This is a genomic window from Phycicoccus sp. Soil803, assembly GCF_001429685.1.
Taxonomy (GTDB): domain Bacteria; phylum Actinomycetota; class Actinomycetes; order Actinomycetales; family Dermatophilaceae; genus Pedococcus.
In genome coordinates this window covers 3,233,022-3,251,767 of sequence record NZ_LMST01000001.1, presented here as the reverse complement: position 1 = coordinate 3,251,767, position 18,746 = coordinate 3,233,022, and the positions used below count along the sequence as shown (strand labels likewise).

The following is an 18,746-nucleotide window of genomic DNA, read 5'->3' as shown; positions in this document are numbered from 1 at the left end:
TGAGACAGCCCCACGAGGGCGCGAGGAGCAGGTGTGAGTGAGAGCCAGCAGGTGACGGCGGGAGAGCCCCTGAGGGTGGCCCTGCTCGGGTGCGGGGTCGTCGGCTCGTCCGTGGCCCGGATGCTCACCGAGCACGCCGACGACCTCGCCGCACGGGTGGGCAGGCCCCTCGAGCTGATCGGCATCGCGGTGCGCCGGCCCGGCAAGGACCGCTCCGACCTGCCGGTCGACCCCGCCCTGTTCACCACCGATGCCGAGTCGATCATCACCCGGGCCGACATCGTCATCGAGGTCATCGGTGGCATCGAGCCGGCCCGCAGCCTGATCGAGCTCGCGATGAAGAGCGGCGCCTCCGTGGTGTCGGCCAACAAGGCGCTGCTCGCCGAGGCCGGTCCGGCGCTCTACGCCGAGGCCGCCGAGCACGGGGTCGACCTCTACTACGAGGCGGCCGTGGCCGGGGCGATCCCCATCCTGCGCCCGATCCGCGAGTCGCTCGCCGGCGACGAGGTGCGCAAGGTCATCGGGATCGTCAACGGCACCACCAACTACGTCCTCGACAAGATGGACACGACCGGCCAGGGCTTCGCCGAGGCGGTCGAGCAGGCCCAGGCGCTCGGCTACGCGGAGGCCGACCCGACCGCCGACGTCGAGGGCTTCGACGCCGCTGCCAAGGCCGCGATCCTCGCCTCCCTGGCGTTCCACACCCGGGTGTCGAGCGACCAGGTCTACCGCGAGGGCATCACCGAGGTGAGTGCCGCCGACGTACAGGCCGCGCGCGAGATGGACTGTGTCGTCAAGCTGCTCGCCATCTGCGAGCGCACCGAGACGGTCGGTGCCGACGGCACGACGACGGCCGGGGTCAGCGTCCGCGTGCACCCGGCGATGATCCCGCGCTCGCACCCGCTCGGTGGCGTGCGTGACGCGTTCAACGCCGTCTTCGTCGAGGCCGACGCCGCGGGCCAGCTGATGTTCTACGGCAAGGGCGCGGGCGGCGACCCCACGGCCAGCGCGGTCCTCGGAGACGTCGTCGCGGTGGCCCGTCACCGGGTCGGCGGTGGTCGGGGGCACGGTGAGTCCGCCTACGCCGACCTGCCCGTCCTCGAGATGGGCCAGGCGCTGACGCGCTACCACATCAGCCTCGACGTGGCCGACCGTCCGGGCGTCCTGGCCCAGGTCGCGACGTCGTTCGCCGAGCACGGGGTGTCGATCGAGACGGTGCGCCAGCACATCATCGCCGCGGAGCCCGAGGGCCCGGACGGCGAGGTCGGCGAGACCCGTGCGAACCTCATCGTCGTGACCCACACCGCCCCCGACGCCGCGCTGTCCGCCACCGTCCAGGCCCTCGTGCGGCTCGACACCGTCCGCGAGGTCGTGTCCGTGATGCGGGTGGAGGGCGCCTGATGGCCACCCTCTGGCGCGGCGTGATCCGTGAGTATGCCGACCGCCTTCCGATGCTCGCGGGTGCACCGGTGGTGACGCTCCAGGAGGGTGGCACCCCGTTGATCCCGGCAGCGCACCTGTCGGAGCTGACCGGGGCAGACGTCTTCGTGAAGTACGAGGGGCTCAACCCGACGGCGTCGTTCAAGGACCGCGGCATGACAGCGGCGATCTCGATGGCGGCCAAGAACGGTGCCAAGGCGGTGATCTGCGCGTCGACCGGCAACACCAGTGCCAGCGCCGCGGCATACGCCACCAAGGCAGGCATGGCCTGCGCGGTCCTCGTCCCCGACGGCAAGATCGCCATGGGCAAGCTCAGCCAGGCCATCGCGCACGGCGCGACCCTCCTGCAGGTGGACGGCAACTTCGACGACTGCCTCACCCTGGCGCGCAAGCTCGCCGAGTCCTACCCGGTCGAGCTGGTCAACTCGGTCAACCCGGCCCGCATCGAGGGGCAGAAGACGGCCTCGTTCGAGGTCGTCGACGCGCTCGGTGACGCTCCTGACATCCACTGCCTCCCGGTCGGCAACGCCGGCAACATCACGGCCTACTGGAAGGGCTACCGCGAGTACCACCGCGGCAGCGAGCAGCCCGGTCCGGCGACGAAGCTCCCCCAGATGTGGGGCTTCCAGGCGGCCGGCGCGGCGCCGATCGTCCTCGGCCACCCGGTTGACGACCCCGACACCATCGCCACAGCCATCCGCATCGGCAACCCCGCCTCGTGGAAGCAGGCCGAGGCGGCCCGGGACGAGTCCGGTGGCCGCATCGAGTCCGTCACCGACGAGCAGATCCTCACCGCCCACCGCATCCTCAGCGCCCGCGAGGGCATCTTCGTCGAACCCGGCTCCGCGGCCTCGGTCGCGGGTCTGTTGCAGGCCGCAGAGGCGGGCCAGGTCCCGCGCGGCGCCACGATCGTGTGCACCGTCACCGGACACGGCCTGAAGGACCCGCAGTGGGCGCTGCGCAACGCCGACGGCTCCGACGTCACCCCGACGCGGGTCCAGGTCGACGCGTTCACGGCGGCGCAGGCGCTGGGTCTGCAGGACTGATGGCCGAGCTCGTCGTCGGCAGCTCCGTCACGGCGCGGGTGCCGGCCAGCAGCGCGAACCTCGGGCCGGGCTTCGACTCGGTCGGCCTCGCCCTCGGGCTCTGGGACACCTGCGTCGCCACGGTCACCGAGGAGCCGGGCATCACGGTCGACGTCGAGGGGGAGGGGGCCGCAGACGTCCCGCGGGACGCCACCCACCTCGTCGTGCGCACCATGCTCCGAGCTTGGGACGAGCTCGGCGTCGCGCCGCCGCGCGGCCTGCACCTGAGCTGCGTCAACGAGGTGCCGCACGGCCGCGGCCTCGGCTCGTCGGCGACCGCGATCGTGACCGGAATCGTTGCGGCACAAGGACTTCACCAGGTATGCCGCGGGGTCACCGACGGTCCCGACCTCACCTTCGCCAACGACCTCGCGGCCCGCCTCGAGGGGCACCCCGACAACTCGTCGGCCTCCGTCTATGGCGGGCTCACCCTCTCCTGGTCCGACTCGCCGGACGACGGGACGCGCACCCTGCGGCTCCGTCCACACCCCGACCTGCACGCGCTGGTCCTGGTGCCGGCGACCCAGCTCTCGACGGCCAAGGCCCGGTCGGTGCTGCCGACCCAGATCCGGCACGGTGATGCCGCGCTGAACTCGGCCCGCGCCGCCCTGCTCGTGCAGGCGCTGACCAGCCACCCGGAACACCTGCTGGACGCGACCCGCGAGTGGCTCCACCAGGAGGCCCGACGCGACTCCTTCAGCGCGTCGATGGACCTCGTCGACAGGCTGCGCGGCGCCGGCCACGCGGCCGTGATCTCCGGGGCCGGGCCGTCGGTGCTGGTGCTCACCCGCGGTGACGCGTCAGCCGCCATCAGGTCCCTGACGAGCAACGACTGGACGGTGCTGGACCCGGGCATCCCGGCGACCGGGGCGCAGCTCAGCGACCTGGTGCGCGGCGAGGACACGTGACGGCGATCTGGCCACAGTGGACTGACCCAGCACCCAACGGTGTTACATTGTGAGCGCACTCGCAGCCGATGCCTCCTCTTGCGCATCCAGCAGCGATCTGCACCCACCACATGTCGGCGGCCTCGGCGCTGCCACGCCTCGCTGTGCTGCATGTGGCTCCATTGGTCAGCACCTCTGACCCAAGCACCGGTCCGGGATCTGAACACCGGCCGCGAACGAGGGGGAAGGATCCTTCGTGACAGACACCACCACTCTCGACACTGCGGGTACGCAGGACGAGAAGCCGCGTCGCTCCGGCGCGCTGGGCACCATGAAGGTGGCCGAGCTCCAGGGCTTGGCCGCGAGCATGGGCATCACCGGCACCGCCAAGATGCGCAAGGGTGACCTCGTCACCGCCATCAAGGACCGCCAGTCCGGAGCAGGGGCGCCCGCCCGCCGCAGCGCACCGCAGCAGGAGCGCCCGGCGCAGGCCGAGGCACCCGCCGCCACCGAGCCGCAGCAGTCCCGTGGCGACCGCCAGGACCGCGCCCAGCGTGCCGAGCGGGCTGACCGTGCGGTCCGCGAGCAGGTCGACCAGGCCGAGGGCCGGGCGGCGGAGGCTCGCGAGGCCGGCGCGGACGACGCGCGGCAGGACCGCGGCGACCGTCTGCAGGGTGACCGCCAGAACCGCACCCGGGCCGACCGCCAGCAGGACCGCCAGGACCGGCAGGACCGGCAGGACCGGCAGCAGGGCGAGCGTTCGCTGCGCGACCAGCAGGACCAGGCCGCGTCGGACCGGGACGACCGCCAGCAGGACCGCCAGCAGGGCGACCGCCGCGAGCGCCAGAACCGCGACGAGCGCCAGCCGGACCGGCAGGACCGGCAGGACCGCCAGCAGGGCGACCGCCAGAACCGCGACGACCGTCCGCAGCACGACCGGGACGACCGCGACGACCGGGACGAGCGTGGCGGCCGCACCCAGGGCCAGGGCAACCACAGCGCCCAGGGCCAGCAGGGCGGCCAGAACCAGCAGGGTGGCCAGGGCGGTCAGGGCTACGACGACGACGGTGAGGGTCGTGGCGGACGCCGCCGCAACCGCAACCGCAACCGCAACCGCGACAAGCGGGGCCAGCGCGGCGACTACGGCAGCGACTACGAGAACGAGCCCATGGTCGAGGAGGACGACGTCCTCGTGCCGGTGGCCGGCATCCTCGACGTGCTCGACAACTACGCCTTCGTCCGCACCTCCGGCTACCTCCCGGGTCCGGGTGACGTCTACGTCCCCCTGGGCATGGTGAAGAAGAACGGCATGCGCAAGGGCGACGCAGTCACCGGCGCCGTCAAGGCCCAGCGCGAGGACGCCCAGCAGAACCAGCGGCAGAAGTTCAACGCGCTGGTCCGCCTCGACACCGTGAACGGCATGTCGCCCGACGACGCGCGTAAGCGGGTCGAGTTCGGCAAGCTCACGCCGCTCTACCCGCAGCAGCGGCTGCGGCTCGAGACCGACCCCAGCATCCTGACCACCCGGGTCATCGACCTGGTCGCCCCGATCGGCAAGGGCCAGCGCGGCCTCATCGTCGCGCCCGCCAAGGCCGGCAAGACCATGGTCATGCAGGCCATCGCCAACGCGATCACGACGAACAACCCCGAGTGCCACCTCATGGTCGTCCTGGTGGACGAGCGGCCCGAAGAGGTCACCGACATGCAGCGGGCGGTCAAGGGTGAGGTCATCTCGTCGACCTTCGACCGCCCTGCCGAGGACCACACCACGGTGGCCGAGCTGGCCATCGAGCGGGCCAAGCGGCTCGTCGAGATGGGGCACGACGTCGTGGTGCTGCTCGACTCGATCACCAAGCTGGGGCGCGCGTACAACCTCTCGGCCCCGGCGAGCGGCCGGATCCTGTCCGGTGGCGTCGACTCCGCGGCGCTCTACCCGCCCAAGAAGTTCTTCGGCGCGGCGCGCAACATCGAGAACGGCGGCTCGCTCACGATCCTCGCGACCGCCCTCGTCGAGACCGGCTCGCGGATGGACGAGGTGATCTTCGAGGAGTTCAAGGGCACCGGCAACATGGAGCTCAAGCTCGACCGTGGCCTGGCCAACCGCCGGATCTTCCCCGCGGTCGACATCAACAACTCGGGCACCCGCAAGGAGGAGATCCTCCTGTCCGGCGACGAGCTCAAGATCATGTGGAAGCTCCGCCGGGTGCTGGCCGCCCTCGACCAGCAGCAGGGCATCGAGCTGCTGATCGACCGGATCAAGAAGACCAAGAGCAACATCGAGTTCCTCATGCAGGTCCAGCAGAACTCCTCGATCCGCATCGACGACGAGGACAAGGACTGACGTCCGACCCTGATCCGATCCGAGCGGGGGCCCGGCGCCGAACAGGTGCCGGGCCCCCGTCGTGTCGTCCGCCCTGTGGGACGACTGGCAGCGGGAGGTCCGTGGGTTTGCTGAGCAGTGCCGTCGGAGTGCCCGATGAGCGCGAAGAACGGGTCCCGAGCCCGTACATTTGGTCCAGGCTCATCCATTTGCATGACGAGAGGACTGGCAGTGACCGCGGCTGAGGGAATCCGAGTGCTCGTCGCCGACGACGACCCGGACATTCGCGACCTGGTGGAGTTCAAGCTCACCCAGGCCGGGTATGCCGTGGAGGCGGTGGGTGACGGCCTGAGCGCCTGGGAGGCGTTCCAGACGGAGCCACCGGCGCTGGTCATCCTCGACGTGATGATGCCCGGGCTCTCCGGGATCGACGTCCTGCGCAAGATCCGCGAGAGCGGCGCGGCCACGGTGCCGGTCCTGATGCTGAGCGCCAAGTCGCGCGACAGCGACGTGGACACCGGTTTCGCGGTGGGAGCCGACGACTACGTGATCAAGCCCTTCAGCCCCCGTGAGCTCCTGCACCGCGTCAACGGGATCCTGGCCCGCGTCAGGTGAGCGCCCGCGGCATTCTCTGGGGCTCCACCGCCCTGGTCCTGCTGGCGTGCCTGGTCCTCGTGCTGCTGATCGTCGCCACGAAGGTGACGCGCACGCTGCGTGACCGGCGGACCTCGGCCCTGGTCGCCCCCCACCGAGCCGACCTGCTCGCCGTCGGCTCCGGCGAGGACGAGGACGGCACCCACCGTGACGCGCTGATCGCCGTGGAAGGACCGGCGCGTGAGGCGTTGGACGACGCGCTGGTCGACCTGCTCGCCAAGGTGCGCGGCGTCCCCGCCGAGGAGCTCGCGGCGGTTCTCCTGGCCCACGGCGCCGTCGACCGGGCGCCCCACGACCTCAAGCACCGGAGCACCGTCCGCCGGGCCCGCGCGGCCCACCTCCTCGGGCTCTGCCACGTGGGTGCGGCCCTGCCCCTGGTCGTCGACGCCCTGCGTGACCCCGCCGCGGAGGTGCGCGTCGCGGCGACCCGGGCCCTCGGCCTCCTCAGGGAGCCCAGCGCCGCACCCCCGCTCCTCGCCGCGGTCGGCGCGGACCGCGCCGTCCCCGCCGGCCCGGCCGGCGACGCCTTGGAGCAGCTGGGAGTCGGCATCGCCGACGCGCTGCGCGACGGACTCCTGGCGACCAGCCCCACGACCCGCACCGTCGCGGCATACCTCAGCGGTGAGGGGACCTTCACGCGGTCCATCGACCTGCTGCGGCTCTCGCTGAGGACCGACGAGGACCCGGTCGTCCGGGCCACGGCGGCCGTCGCCCTCGGACGGATGGGGCGCACCGCCGACGTCGCCGTGCTCCTGGAGGGCACGCAGACCCATCAGCCCATCGAGCTGCGGCGCGCCTGTGCGGCGGCACTGGGTGACCTCGGCGACCCGTCGGCCGTCGACGGGCTGCGTGCCCTGCTGGCCGACCCTGACCCGCGGATCGCCGAGATCGCCGCCACCTCGCTGCTCAGGCTGGGGCCGATCGGCCGCGCGGCGGTGGACGGCGCGCCCACGAACGCCTCGATCGAGAGCGCGCGGGCCGTGGCCCGGCTGCAGGGGAGCCTGTCGTGAGCTGGGACGGCCTCGTCGACGGGCTGCGGTCGACCGTGGCGTGGCTCATGCACATCACGTCGACGCCGATCCTCATCTACTTCACGGTCATCAACCTGTCCTACCTGGCGCTGATCGTGCTGGCCTTCGTCGACTTCCGGGCGCAGCACCGACGTCGAGAGGCGATCGTCGAGACCTTCGGCGGTGCGCTGACCCCCGGGGTGTCGCTCGTCGTGCCCGCCTACAACGAGGAGGCCGGGATCGTCACGGCCGTGCAGGCGCTGCTCTCCCTGCGCTACCCGCGGCACGAGGTCGTGGCGGTCGACGACGGCAGCACCGACGCGACCTTCGAGCGGCTGCGGGACGCCTTCGACCTCGTCCCCATCCCGCGCGAGATCCCGCAGGACGTGCCCACCCGAGCCCGGGTCATCGACGTGCACGTGCCTCGCGACGGCCGCACCCGGCTGATCGTCGTGCGCAAGGAGAACTCGGGGCGTTCAGAGGCCATCAACGTCGGGGTCAACGCCGCGACCGAGCCCTTGGTCACGATGGTGGACGCCGACTCCATCCTCGAGCCCGACGCGCTCCTGCGCGTCACCCAGCCGTTCGTCGACGACCCGAACCGGATGGTCGCGGCAGGTGGCGCGATCCGCCCCGTCAACGGGAGCCGGGTGGTGTCGGGCCGCATCGTCAAGGTCCAGATGCCCACGTCGTGGCTGGCCAGGATCCAGGTCGTCGAGTACCTGCGGGCGTTCCTGCTCGGGCGCACCGGGTGGGCCCGGTTCGGCGCCCTGATCCTGATCAGCGGGGCCTTCGGCATCTTCCGTCGCGACGTCATCGTCGAGGTGGGTGGGCTCGACCCCGACAGCATCGGCGAGGACTTCGAGCTGGTCCTGCGGATCCACCGCAGACTGCGCGACGAGGACCGTGACTACCGCGTGGCATTCGTGCCCGAGCCGGTGCTGTGGACCGAGGTCCCCTCGACCACCTCGGTCCTGCGCAGCCAGCGCCGGCGCTGGCACCGGGGCCTGTGGGAGACCTTGTGGGCCTACCGCGGCATGCTCTTCCGGCGGCGCTACGGGCGGGTCGGGTTCGTCGCGCTGCCGTACTTCTGGATCTTCGAGCTGTTCGCGCCCCTGCTGGAGATGTTCGGCATCATCATCGTCCCGCTGGCCCTCGCCCTCGGGGTCGTGAACGTCCCCTACGGCATCCTCTTCCTCGTGCTGGCCTACGGCCTGGCCGTCCTCGTGACGCTGTCGGCCATGGCTGCCGAGGAGTGGGCTTTTCACCGGCACGAGCGCTGGCGTGACCTGGGCCTGAGCCTCGCGGCCTCGGTCCTGGAGAACTTCGGCTACCGGCAGCTCACCGTGTGGTGGCGGCTGGAGGGCTGGTGGGCCAGCCTGCGGCGCAAGAAGCAGGTGTGGGGTGTCATGACCCGGACCGGCTTCGACGAGGCTGGCGGGTGACCAAGCTCGCGAGCCGATCGGTCTCCGGCCAGCTCAAGGTCCTCGGTCTGGCGCTGGTGGTGTTGATCCCTGTCGTGGCCGCGGCATCGCTGTGGAACCTCACCGGCCAGAGTAGGGACATCCACGTGCTGACGACCTCATACAGCCCGGCCCTCGACGCCAACAACGCCGTCCTCATCGACATGACCGGGGCCTATGTGACGTGGAGCCAGCTCCTGGGCGGCTCCGCCCCACTGACCAGCTACCGCGGCACGCAGAACCGGGTTTCCGTGGAGCTCGCCACCATGGAGCGTGCCCTGACCTCGAGCTCGCTCCCGGCCGAGGACCGCACCCGGTATGCCGCCCTGCTGGACACCCAGCGAACGGCCATCGCCGCCTGGTTCAGGTCGGCAGAGGCCGCGGACGACGGCATGCGGCGCAGCCAGCCGCAGCGCGAGGTCCTCGAGACAGACGCGATGGACCGGTTCCGTGCCTTCCGCGACAGCAACCGCGGCCTGTACGACGTGCTCCGGCTCGAGCGTGACGCGGCCCGCGACAGGGCGCGGCGCTCCGTCCAGCTGCTCGTTGGCACCGCGGCCGCCACGGTGCTGCTGGCGATGGTCATCGTGCTCAGGGGGTGGCGGCTGCTGGCGCGCTCGGTCAGTGGTCCGCTGGAGCGGCTCCGTTCGGTCGTCGAGCGTCAGCGTGACGGTGACCGCGACGCCCAGGCAGACACCGGGACGGGGGCCGCGGAGATCCGGGCGCTGGCGGCCGACTTCAACGGCCTGACCCGCTCCAACCAAGTGCTCCAGGAGCAGCAGTCGGTCGTCCTGCTGGCGCACCAGCTCGCCCTGGACGTCGCCCGGGTGGTGCACGGGGCGCCCGACATCGACACCGCCCTGCACACGGTGTGCACGATGCTCGGGGAGGGTCTGTCGGTCGACCGGATCATCCTCTACACCCACGACGAGTCGGGGGTGATCGACCAGCGGACCCAGTGGCATCGTCACGACCTTCCCGACCTGCCGGTCCTCCCACCCTCGCTGGCCGGTGAGGTCAAGGACGTGGGCGACGAGCTGCGGCGTCAGGCGACCTTCTTCGTGGTCTCGGACTTCCTCGCCCCGGAGGTGCAGGCCCAGGACCGGGCCCAGCGCTTCTACCGCGCGACCGGCGCCACGTCGCTCCTCATGGTGCCCGTGGGCATCGGCGAGCAAGGGCTCGGCGTGTTGTCGCTGATGACCGTCGACGGCCCGCGTCGGTGGCGTCGCTACGAGATCCAGGCCGTGCAGCAGTGCGCCGGCTACGTCGCCCAGTCGATCGTCGACCTGCGGCTCCGCGAGATGCGCGAGGCCCAGGTCGACCAGCTGACCGCGCTGGACCGGCAGAAGACCGACTTCATGGCGACCGTGTCGCACGAGCTGCGCACCCCGCTGACCTCCATCAACGGCTACCTCGAGCTGCTCCAGGACGGCGACTACGGAGACCTCACGAGCAGTCAGCGCGGCGCACTCGACATCATCGGTCGCAACGCCCACCGGTTGCGTGGCCTCATCGAGGACCTCCTGGTCCTCAACAAGATCGAGGTCACCGGCCTCCAGTCGTCGACCGAAGAGGTCGAGGTCGTCTCCCTCGTCGCCGGCGTCGCCGACCTGCTCCGCCCCGTGGCCGACGCCGCGGGGGTGTCCCTCGTGGTCGACGCCGTCGACCCGGAGCTGACCATCCGGGTCGACCGCGGCCAGCTCGAACGCAGCCTGATCAACCTCGGTTCCAACGCCGTGAAGTTCACCCCCGCGGGCGGCCGGGCGACGATCGCCGCCAAGCAGGTCGACGGCCGGGTGGTGATCACGGTGACCGACACCGGTATCGGGATCCCCGAGAAGGACCTGCCCGACCTGTTCGACCGGTTCTTCCGTGCCTCCAACGCCACGGCCGCCGCGATCCCCGGCACCGGGCTGGGCCTGGCGATCGTGCGAGCGATCGTCGAGGGCCACGGCGGAGAGCTCCAGGTCGACTCGGTCGAGGACCAGGGAACGGTGATGACGGTGGTGCTCCCGGCGGGGAATGGCACGGCGGTCCACGCCGTTTAGGAGATGTGCGCCGCTCTCTGGCACACTTGACTGCTGACCGGTTCACGGCATGGACACCTCCAGGGCAGCCCGCCCAGCCGACCCGGCCACATTGACTCAAGGAGCACGCTTTGCAGAAGGACATCCACCCCGAGTACGTCGAGACCACGGTGAGCTGCACCTGTGGGTCCACGTTCACGACTCGCAGCACCGCGACCTCCGGCGTCATCCGCGCCGAGGTGTGCTCGCAGTGCCACCCGTTCTACACCGGCAAGCAGAAGATCCTCGACACCGGTGGCCGCGTGGCCCGGTTCGAGGCCCGCTACGGCAAGAAGGCCGCTGCCGAGAGCAAGTAGCTTTCCCGATGCGCCGGTCCTGACCCCCTGGGGTCGGGGCCGGCGCACTGCTTTCCCCGCCCCAGGGCACCACCCCCGCGCCACCCCCGCGCCACCCCCGCGCCACCCCCGCACCACCTCAGGGAGCCCTCATGTTGGAGTCCGCCGCAGCCCTCGTCCAGGAGCACGCCGACCTCGAGAAGCAGCTGGCCGACCCCGAGGTGTTCGGCGACCAGGACCTCGTCCGCAAGCTGAACAAGCGGTATGCCGCGCTGGCACCCACCGTCGCGGCATACCACGCGTGGCACGCGGCGACGGACGACCTGGCGGCCGCCCGCGAGCTCGCCACCGAAGACGCGGGCTTCGCCGCGGAGGTGCCCGGTCTGGAGGCCCGGCTGGCCGAGACCGAGGACGTGCTCCGGCGCCTGCTCATCCCACGCGACCCCGACGACGACCGCGACGTGATCCTCGAGGTCAAGGCGGGGGAGGGTGGCGAGGAGTCGGCGCTGTTCGCCGGTGACCTGCTGCGGATGTACCTGCGCTACGCCGAGCGACGGGGCTGGAAGACCGAGGTCATCGACGCGACCGAGTCCGACCTCGGTGGCTACAAGGACGTCCAGGTGGCCGTGAAGGCCAAGGGCACCCCCCAGCCGGGCGACGCCCCATGGGCACGGCTCAAGTACGAGGGCGGCGTCCACCGGGTGCAACGCGTCCCCGTGACCGAGAGCCAGGGGCGCATCCACACCTCGGCGGCAGGCGTGCTGGTGATGCCGGAGGCCGAGGAGGTCGAGATCACCATCGACCCCAACGACCTCAAGATCGACGTCTACCGCTCGTCCGGCCCCGGTGGCCAGTCGGTCAACACCACCGACTCGGCGGTGCGGATCACCCACCTGCCCACCGGAGTGGTGGTCTCGTGCCAGAACGAGAAGAGCCAGCTCCAGAACAAGGAGTCGGCGATGCGCGTGCTCCGGGCCCGGCTGCACGCCCTGGCCAAGGAGGCCGCCGACGCCGAGGCCAGTGCCGCCCGTCGGTCGCAGGTCCGCACGGTCGACCGCAGTGAGCGGATCCGCACCTACAACTTCCCGGAGAACCGCATCTCCGACCACCGCACCGGCTACAAGTCCTACAACCTCGACACCGTGCTCGACGGCGACCTCGAGGCGGTCGTGCAGTCCGCGGTCGACGCCGACGAGGCCGCGCAGATGGCGGCAGTCGCCGAGGGCACCGGTCAGTGACGACCCTCCGTTCGGAGGTCGTGCGGGCCACCGGGGCGCTCGCTGGGAGCGGGGTGCCGTCCCCCGAGGCGGACGCCCTCGCCCTCGCGGCGTTCGCCCTCGGTAGCGACGTCGCCGACGTCCGGCGCCGCATGGTGATGCTCGACGAGGCCGACGTTGCCTTCCTCGATCGCTACGCGGACCTCGTCGCGGAGCGTGCGGCGCGGATTCCCTTGCAGCACCTCACCGGTCGCGCCGGGTTCCGCAGGCTGGAGCTGAGCGTCGGGCCGGGGGTCTTCGTGCCGCGGCCCGAGACCGAGTTCGTGGCCGGGCTGGCGATCGAGGCTGCGCTGGGCCTCGAGGCGCCGGTCGTGGTCGACCTGTGCACCGGCTCGGGTGCCATCGCCCTCGCGGTCGCCGACGAGGTGCCGAGCGCGACGGTGTATGCCGTGGAGCTGGGACGTGAGGCGCACGCCTGGGCCGTCCGCAACGTCACCGACTCGGGGCTCCCCGTGGAGCTGCGGCTCGGCGACGCCACCGAGGCCTTCCCGGAGCTGGAGGGTGAGGTCGACATCGTCGTGTCGAACCCGCCGTACATCCCGGCGGGGATGGTGCCGCTCGACCCCGAGGTGCGCGACCACGACCCGGAGCTCGCGCTCTTCGGCGGAAGTCCGGATGGGCTCGCCATCCCGCTCGCCGTCGCGCGACGGGCCGCCCAGCTGTTGCGTCCCGGCGGCCTGCTCGTGATGGAGCACGCCGACAGCCAGGGGGCCAGCATGCCGCACGGACTCGGCCGCACCGGCGAGTGGACCGAGATCCTCGACCACGACGACCTGACCGGACGACCGCGCGCCACCACCGCCCGGCGCGCCTGAGCCCGCCCCCTCCCCGGGTCTTTGACGGGTCGACCACGCCAGGGCGGGGTCAACCCGTCAAAGACCCGGGCTCGGCGTCCGGGCCGGGTCAGCTCAGCAGATAGAACCGCCAGAAGCCGAACTCCTCGATCGGGAGCACCTCGAACCCGGTGAAGCCGGCCTCCTGCGCGTAGCGACGCAGGGTCGCCGGGCGCATCACGGTGCCGGTCCCCACGCTGCCTGGAGCCGACATCCCGTCGGGCAGGCAGACCAGCAGGCTGAAGCCGTACATGACCCGCTCGAGCTCGTCGCCGTGCGGAGCGAAGTCCTCCGCGACGGCCTCGTCCATGACGACCATGAACGCTCCCGGTGCCAGTGAGGCGCGGGCCGCCCTGAGCACCCCGACGGGGTCGGGCATGTCGTGCACGCACTCGAAGGCGAACGCGGCCGCGAACCGGCCGGACGGCATACCTGCCGCATCGCCCCCGGTGAAGCGCACCCGGTCGTCGACGCCCTGCGCCGCGGCGTTTGCCGTGGCCATCGCGACCGAGGGTGCGTCGATGTCGAAGCCCTCGACCGTGGCGTCGGGGTAGGCCTTCGCGAGGGCGATGCTCGACCAGCCCGCCCCGCACCCGACGTCGGCGATCACTGCTCCCGGCGCGGACAGCGCCTCGTGCACCTGCGGGACGCCGGCGAGGGCTTCGGCCAGCCGGTGCTGGTACCACGGCCGGTTGCCATCGGCCTGGGACTCACGTGCCTCGGTGCCGAGCTGGTCCCAGCTCACCCCACCGCCGGTGCGGTAGGCCCCGAGCAGGTCGGGCAGCTGCGGACCGACGGCGGCGAACATCCGGGCGAAGGGGGCGAGGTAGCTGAGGCTGGTCTCGTCGGTCATCACCTCGGCGGTGGCCGACGGGATCGAGTAGACCCTCGCGTCGGGGTCGTCGTCAGGGTGGTCGAGGGCGAGGAAGCCGGTGACCGCCTGCTGCTCCAGCCACTCGCGGGCGTAGCGCGCATGGGTGGCGGTGCGGTCGGCGAGCTCGAGTGGGGTCGCCGGCCCGTCGGAGGCCAGGCTGCGGTACCACCCGAGGCGGTCGCCCAGGAAGACCGACAGGATGTCGACCGTGCCCAGGAGGGCGCCGAAGATCCGTTCGGCCAGCTCGTCCGTGGTGGGGGCAGCCATCTCAGCCGGCTGTTGCCGCGACGGACAGCGCACGCTGGCGCCGGTGGTCGGCACGGCGGAAGTCCTCGATGAAGTAGCTCATGTCGAACCACGAGGCGAAGGCGCGGCCCAGCCGACTCGGTCCCAGCACCCGAGCGTCACCCCGGCGGACCAGCTCGGCGAAGGAGGTGCGGCCCAACAGCCAGCGGTGCATCTGCGCCGTGTCGGCCTCGATCGCGAGGTCGACGTCGTGACCCTGGTCGTCCTTGCAGACGGTCGCACCCGACCGGCTCAGCTCGAGCCAACCCTCAGCCGCACCGTGGCCGGTGAGGACGATGTGCACGATCGTCCGCTCGACGGGCAGCTTGCTGGGGATGGCGTGCTGGTGGAGCCGCCAGATCAGCGACAGCCCGTCGCAGTCGGCCTCGCTGGGGTCGCCGAAGACCCACTCCGCCGCCCAGTGCCCCATCGCCCAGACGACCGGTGTCAGGCCGTGGCCCGCCTCGGTCAGGTGGTACCCGCCCGGGCGTCCGCGCGGCCCGACGGTGCGCTCGACCAGACCCATCCGCTCGAGCAGGCGCAGGCGCTGGGCGAGCAGCGTGCGGCTGACTCGGGGGATGCCGCGGTGGATCTCGTTGAAGCCACTGGCGCCGACCATCAGCTCCCGGATGACCAGGGGCGTCCACCGGTCGCCGAGCACGTCGACCGCCATCGAGATCGGGCAGTAGTCCCCGCCCCGTTCACTCATGGACCCATGGTGCACCGACGGTGCGCGCGAGGGTAGTACGAACTTTGTACCCGTCACCGTGCGTGGGATCCCGTCGTCGAGTCGGGTTTGCCCTGTTCTGCGGCGCCCGGATGGGCAGCGAAAGGCCCTCCGGGCGGTACGAGATCGCCACTCGTTGCGGCCCTTGCGGTCCACGCATCCTCGATGCAGACGACGGCACGGTGCCGTCGCACGACGAAGGAGCAACACCACCATGTCTACAACCACCACCCTGGTCGATCTGGCGGCAGTCAAGGCGAAGCAGCAGAAGACCTGGTCCAGCGGCGACTTCTCCGTGGTCGCCTCCCGCATCGTCCTGGTGAGCGAGCAGCTGGCCGAGACCGCGGACCTGCGCGCCGGCTGGAGCGTGCTCGACGTGGCCTGCGGCAACGGCAACGCGACGTTGGCCGCAGCGCGGTCCGGAGCCCACGCCATCGGCGTCGACTACGTGCCGGCGCTGCTGGAGGACGGGCGGGGCCGGGCCTTGGCCGAGGGGCTCGATGTCGAATTCCGGGACGGCGACGCCGAGGCGCTGCCGATCCAGGACCACTCGGTCGACGCGGTCCTCAGCGTGTTCGGGACGATGTTCGCGCCCGACCACCAGCGCACCGCCGACGAGGTGGTGCGCGTGACCAAGCCGGGTGGCACGGTCGCGCTCGCCTCTTGGACGCCGGGAGGCTTCATCGGGCAGATGTTCCGGGTGATCACCTCGCACGTCCCTGCACCGGCCGGAGTCGCCTCGCCCCTCCTGTGGGGGACCGAGGAGCACCTCGTCGAGCTCTTCGGCACGGCGGTCGACACGATCGAGTCGCGGGAGCGCGAGTGCGTCTTCCGCTTCACGACGGCCGAGGAGTTCGTGACGTTCTTCCGACGCTGGTACGGCCCCACCCTCAAGGCCTTCGAGGCCCTCGACGAGACGGGGCAGGCAGCGCTGGCAGCCGACCTCGCGGAGCTGGCCGGCCGCTACGACCGCAACCAGGACGGCGGCAGCGTCAGCATCCCGTCGACCTACCTCGAAACGGTCATCTCGCTGCGCTGAGGCGCCGGTAGACGAAAGGAGAGAAGACATGACGATGGTCACCTTCCAGGTCCTGGGCGGCGTCGCGATCGTGCTGGGCCTGCTGGGCACCTGGGTGGCGGCCAGGAGGCGCAGCGGCTGGCTGCTCTGCATCGCCTCAGCCGGACTGTGGGCCCCGACCCTGGTGTCGGGCGAGCAGTGGGTCGCGGTGGCGAACTGCTGCCTCACGGTCGGGATCTGCGTGCGGAACTTCCGCGCGCAGGACGACAGCGCCACAGCAGCCTGACCTGCAGTCCTCCTCACCCGAGTCTTTGCGTGATCCAACGGCCCCTGGCCCGCCGGATCACGCAAAGACTCGGGTGAGAGGGCTGTCAGCGGGGGTCCTAGGCTGGCCACCATGAGCCCGGTCTACGACTGCAGCACCGACGAGGGTCGCCGCGAGGGGGTGGCGAAGGCGGTCGAGGCCGTCCGCGCCGGCGAGATCGTCGTCCTGCCGACCGACACCGTCTACGGCGTGGGCGCCGACGCCTTCTCCGCCGAGGCCGTCGCCTCGCTGCTGGCCGCGAAGGGCCGGGGACGCGAGATGCCGCCACCCGTGCTGGTCCCGAGCGTCCGCACGGTCGACGGCCTCGCCACCGACGTACCGGCTTGGGCCCGCGACCTGATCCGCGAGTTCTGGCCCGGGCCGCTGACCCTGGTCTTCAAGGCACAGACCTCGTTGATGTGGGACCTCGGGGAGACCAACGGCACCGTCGCCCTGCGCATGCCACAGGACGACATCGCGCTCGCGGTGCTGAGCGAGGTGGGCCCGATGGCCGTGACCAGCGCCAACCTCACCGGCCAGCCCGCGGCCACGACGGCCACGGATGCCGCCTCACAGCTCGGTTCGGCGGTGTCGGTCTACCTCGACGGCGGGCCGACCACCAGCACGGAGGTGTCGACGATCGTCGACTGCACGGGCGAGGAGTTCGTCGTGCTGCGGGCCGGGGCGGTCACCGAGGAGCAGCTCCGGGCCGCCCTCGAGCCCAAGGAGCCCGAGCGGCCCGCTGAGCCCGATCAGCCCGAGCAGCCCGGCGAGGCCGAGACCACGGACGAGGCCACCACCCTGCCCGGCGAGGCGTCGGGCACCCCCGAGACCGACGGGACGCAGGCAATAGAGTTGCCCGCGGATCCCGCCACTGACCGCAACGACGGCACCGACAGCACCCTCCCAGGAGACCCGCATGAGCGCTGACACCTTCTACGGCTCCGACTTCGGCGCCCTCGAGTCGTTCGACCCCGAGATCGCGGGGGTGCTCGTCTCCGAGCTCGACCGCATCCGCGGCGGCCTCCAGCTGATCGCCTCGGAGAACATGTCCAGCCCCGAGGTGCTCACCGCCCTCGGCTCGACGCTGTCGAACAAGTATGCCGAGGGCTACCCCGGACGCCGCTACTACGGCGGCTGCTCGGAGGTCGACAAGGCCGAGACGCTCGCGATCGAGCGGTGCAAGTCGCTCTTCGACGCCGACCACGCCAACGTCCAGCCGCACTCGGGAGCGAGCGCCAACCAGGCCGTCTACGGCGCGTTCATGCAGCCCGGCGAGACGATCCTCGCGATGGCCCTGCCGATGGGTGGCCACCTGACGCACGGCACCAAGGTGTCCTTCTCGGGCAAGTGGTTCAACGCCGTGCACTACGGCGTCGACAAGCAGACCGAGGACATCGACTACGCCGAGGTGGAGCGGCTCGCCAAGGAGCACCGCCCGAAGGTGATCCTCGCCGGCGGGTCGGCGATCCCGCGGCTCATCGACTTCGAGTTCTTCCGCAAGCTGGCGGACGAGGTCGGGGCGATCTTCTGGGTCGACGCTGCGCACTTCATCGGCCTCGTGGCCGGCAAGGCCATCCCCAGCCCGGTGCCCTACGCCGACGTCGTCACGTTCACGACCCACAAGGTGCTGCGCGGCCCCCGCTCCGGAGCGCTGGTCTGCAAGGAGGAGCACGCCGCCAAGCTCGACAAGGCGGTCTTCCCGATGATGCAGGGCGGCCCCCAGATGCACACCATCGCGGCCAAGGCGGTGAACTTCAAGGAGTGCGCCACTGCTGAGTACCAGGACTACGCCAAGCGGGTCGTCGAGAACGCCTCGGTGCTGGCTACCGCCTTGGGGGAGAAGGGCATTCGTCCCACCACCGGCGGCACCGACACCCACCTCTCGCTGCACGACCTCCAGGGCGTCGGCGTGACCGGTGCCGACGCGGAGGCTCGGTCCGACGCGGCCGGCATCGTCCTCAACAAGAACGCCATCCCGTTCGACCCGCAGAAGCCCAACATCGCCAGCGGCATCCGGGTCGGCACTCCCTGCGTCACCACCCAGGGCATGGGCACCGACGAGATGCGCGAGGTCGCCGAGCTCATCGCCACGGCGGTCATCCGCGGAGACGCGGACCCCGACCACGCCGTCTCCAAGGAGGTCCGCGCGGGGGTCACGGACCTCGTGACCCGCTTCCCGGCATACCCTCGAGGCTGAGTCCCCC

The 18,746-nt window shown here is 71.3% G+C and carries 17 protein-coding genes; 15 read left to right on the top strand and 2 right to left on the bottom strand.

Annotated features, from left to right (window positions below; genetic code table 11):
- Nucleotides 1–33: 33 nt before the first annotated feature.
- The 11 genes from ASG95_RS15030 (at nt 34) to prmC (ending at nt 13,313) form a co-directional block, all read left to right on the top strand.
- Nucleotides 34–1,401, top strand: coding sequence for a homoserine dehydrogenase (locus ASG95_RS15030; RefSeq protein WP_235543911.1), 1,368 nt, complete (start codon nt 34–36; stop codon nt 1,399–1,401).
- Nucleotides 1,401–2,486 (top strand): threonine synthase, encoded by a 1,086-nt coding sequence (thrC, locus tag ASG95_RS15025; protein ID WP_057377963.1) that lies wholly within the window; start codon nt 1,401–1,403, stop codon nt 2,484–2,486. Before ASG95_RS15030 ends, thrC begins: the two co-directional genes overlap by 1 nt.
- Nucleotides 2,486–3,433 carry a homoserine kinase gene (locus ASG95_RS15020; RefSeq protein WP_057377962.1) on the top strand — a complete coding sequence of 316 codons (948 nt, stop codon included), beginning with the start codon at nt 2,486–2,488 and terminating at the stop codon, nt 3,431–3,433. Before thrC ends, ASG95_RS15020 begins: the two co-directional genes overlap by 1 nt.
- 235 nt (nt 3,434–3,668) lie before the next feature.
- A complete protein-coding gene (gene rho, locus ASG95_RS15015; RefSeq protein ID WP_057377961.1) occupies nt 3,669–5,753 on the top strand; it encodes a transcription termination factor Rho in 2,085 nt (694 codons plus the stop codon).
- A 192-nt stretch (nt 5,754–5,945) separates the two neighbouring features.
- Nucleotides 5,946–6,347 (top strand): response regulator transcription factor, encoded by a 402-nt coding sequence (locus ASG95_RS15010; protein WP_056922412.1) that lies wholly within the window; start codon nt 5,946–5,948, stop codon nt 6,345–6,347.
- Entirely contained in the window at nt 6,344–7,396 is a 1,053-nt protein-coding gene (locus ASG95_RS15005) for a HEAT repeat domain-containing protein (RefSeq protein ID WP_056922413.1), read from the top strand. The genes ASG95_RS15010 and ASG95_RS15005 overlap by 4 nt, the downstream gene beginning before the upstream one ends.
- Nucleotides 7,393–8,841: a glycosyltransferase family 2 protein gene (locus ASG95_RS15000; protein ID WP_082592658.1), complete on the top strand. Its 1,449-nt coding sequence runs from the start codon at nt 7,393–7,395 to the stop codon at nt 8,839–8,841. The genes ASG95_RS15005 and ASG95_RS15000 overlap by 4 nt, the downstream gene beginning before the upstream one ends.
- Nucleotides 8,838–10,907: an ATP-binding protein gene (locus ASG95_RS14995; RefSeq protein WP_057377960.1), complete on the top strand. Its 2,070-nt coding sequence runs from the start codon at nt 8,838–8,840 to the stop codon at nt 10,905–10,907. Before ASG95_RS15000 ends, ASG95_RS14995 begins: the two co-directional genes overlap by 4 nt.
- A 110-nt stretch (nt 10,908–11,017) precedes the next feature.
- Nucleotides 11,018–11,242, top strand: coding sequence for a 50S ribosomal protein L31 (rpmE, locus tag ASG95_RS14990; protein ID WP_056922415.1), 225 nt, complete (start codon nt 11,018–11,020; stop codon nt 11,240–11,242).
- A 131-nt stretch (nt 11,243–11,373) separates the two neighbouring features.
- Nucleotides 11,374–12,459: a peptide chain release factor 1 gene (gene prfA / locus ASG95_RS14985; protein WP_056922416.1), complete on the top strand. Its 1,086-nt coding sequence runs from the start codon at nt 11,374–11,376 to the stop codon at nt 12,457–12,459.
- Nucleotides 12,456–13,313 (top strand): peptide chain release factor N(5)-glutamine methyltransferase, encoded by an 858-nt coding sequence (prmC, locus tag ASG95_RS14980; RefSeq protein WP_057377959.1) that lies wholly within the window; start codon nt 12,456–12,458, stop codon nt 13,311–13,313. The genes prfA and prmC overlap by 4 nt, the downstream gene beginning before the upstream one ends.
- 88 nt (nt 13,314–13,401) lie before the next feature.
- On the opposite strand, the gene ASG95_RS14975 is transcribed toward prmC, so the two are convergent.
- Nucleotides 13,402–14,472 carry a bifunctional 2-polyprenyl-6-hydroxyphenol methylase/3-demethylubiquinol 3-O-methyltransferase UbiG gene (locus tag ASG95_RS14975; RefSeq protein WP_057378938.1) on the bottom strand — a complete coding sequence of 357 codons (1,071 nt, stop codon included), beginning with the start codon at nt 14,470–14,472 and terminating at the stop codon, nt 13,402–13,404.
- A 1-nt stretch (nt 14,473) separates the two neighbouring features.
- Entirely contained in the window at nt 14,474–15,199 is a 726-nt protein-coding gene (locus tag ASG95_RS14970; protein WP_056922418.1) for a helix-turn-helix domain-containing protein, read from the bottom strand.
- A 232-nt stretch (nt 15,200–15,431) separates the two neighbouring features.
- Here ASG95_RS14970 and ASG95_RS14965 point away from each other — a divergent pair, with 232 nt between their 5' ends.
- The 4 genes from ASG95_RS14965 (at nt 15,432) to glyA (ending at nt 18,739) form a co-directional block, all read left to right on the top strand.
- On the top strand, nt 15,432–16,256 hold the full coding sequence (locus tag ASG95_RS14965) for a class I SAM-dependent methyltransferase (RefSeq protein WP_056922419.1): 825 nt from the start codon (nt 15,432–15,434) through the stop codon (nt 16,254–16,256).
- A gap of 28 nt (nt 16,257–16,284) precedes the next feature.
- Nucleotides 16,285–16,521: a hypothetical protein gene (locus tag ASG95_RS14960; protein WP_056922420.1), complete on the top strand. Its 237-nt coding sequence runs from the start codon at nt 16,285–16,287 to the stop codon at nt 16,519–16,521.
- Between the two features lie 111 nt (nt 16,522–16,632).
- Nucleotides 16,633–17,469: an L-threonylcarbamoyladenylate synthase gene (locus ASG95_RS14955; protein WP_056922421.1), complete on the top strand. Its 837-nt coding sequence runs from the start codon at nt 16,633–16,635 to the stop codon at nt 17,467–17,469.
- On the top strand, nt 17,459–18,739 hold the full coding sequence (gene glyA / locus ASG95_RS14950) for a serine hydroxymethyltransferase (RefSeq protein ID WP_056922422.1): 1,281 nt from the start codon (nt 17,459–17,461) through the stop codon (nt 18,737–18,739). Before ASG95_RS14955 ends, glyA begins: the two co-directional genes overlap by 11 nt.
- The last annotated feature ends 7 nt before the right edge of the window (nt 18,740–18,746 follow it).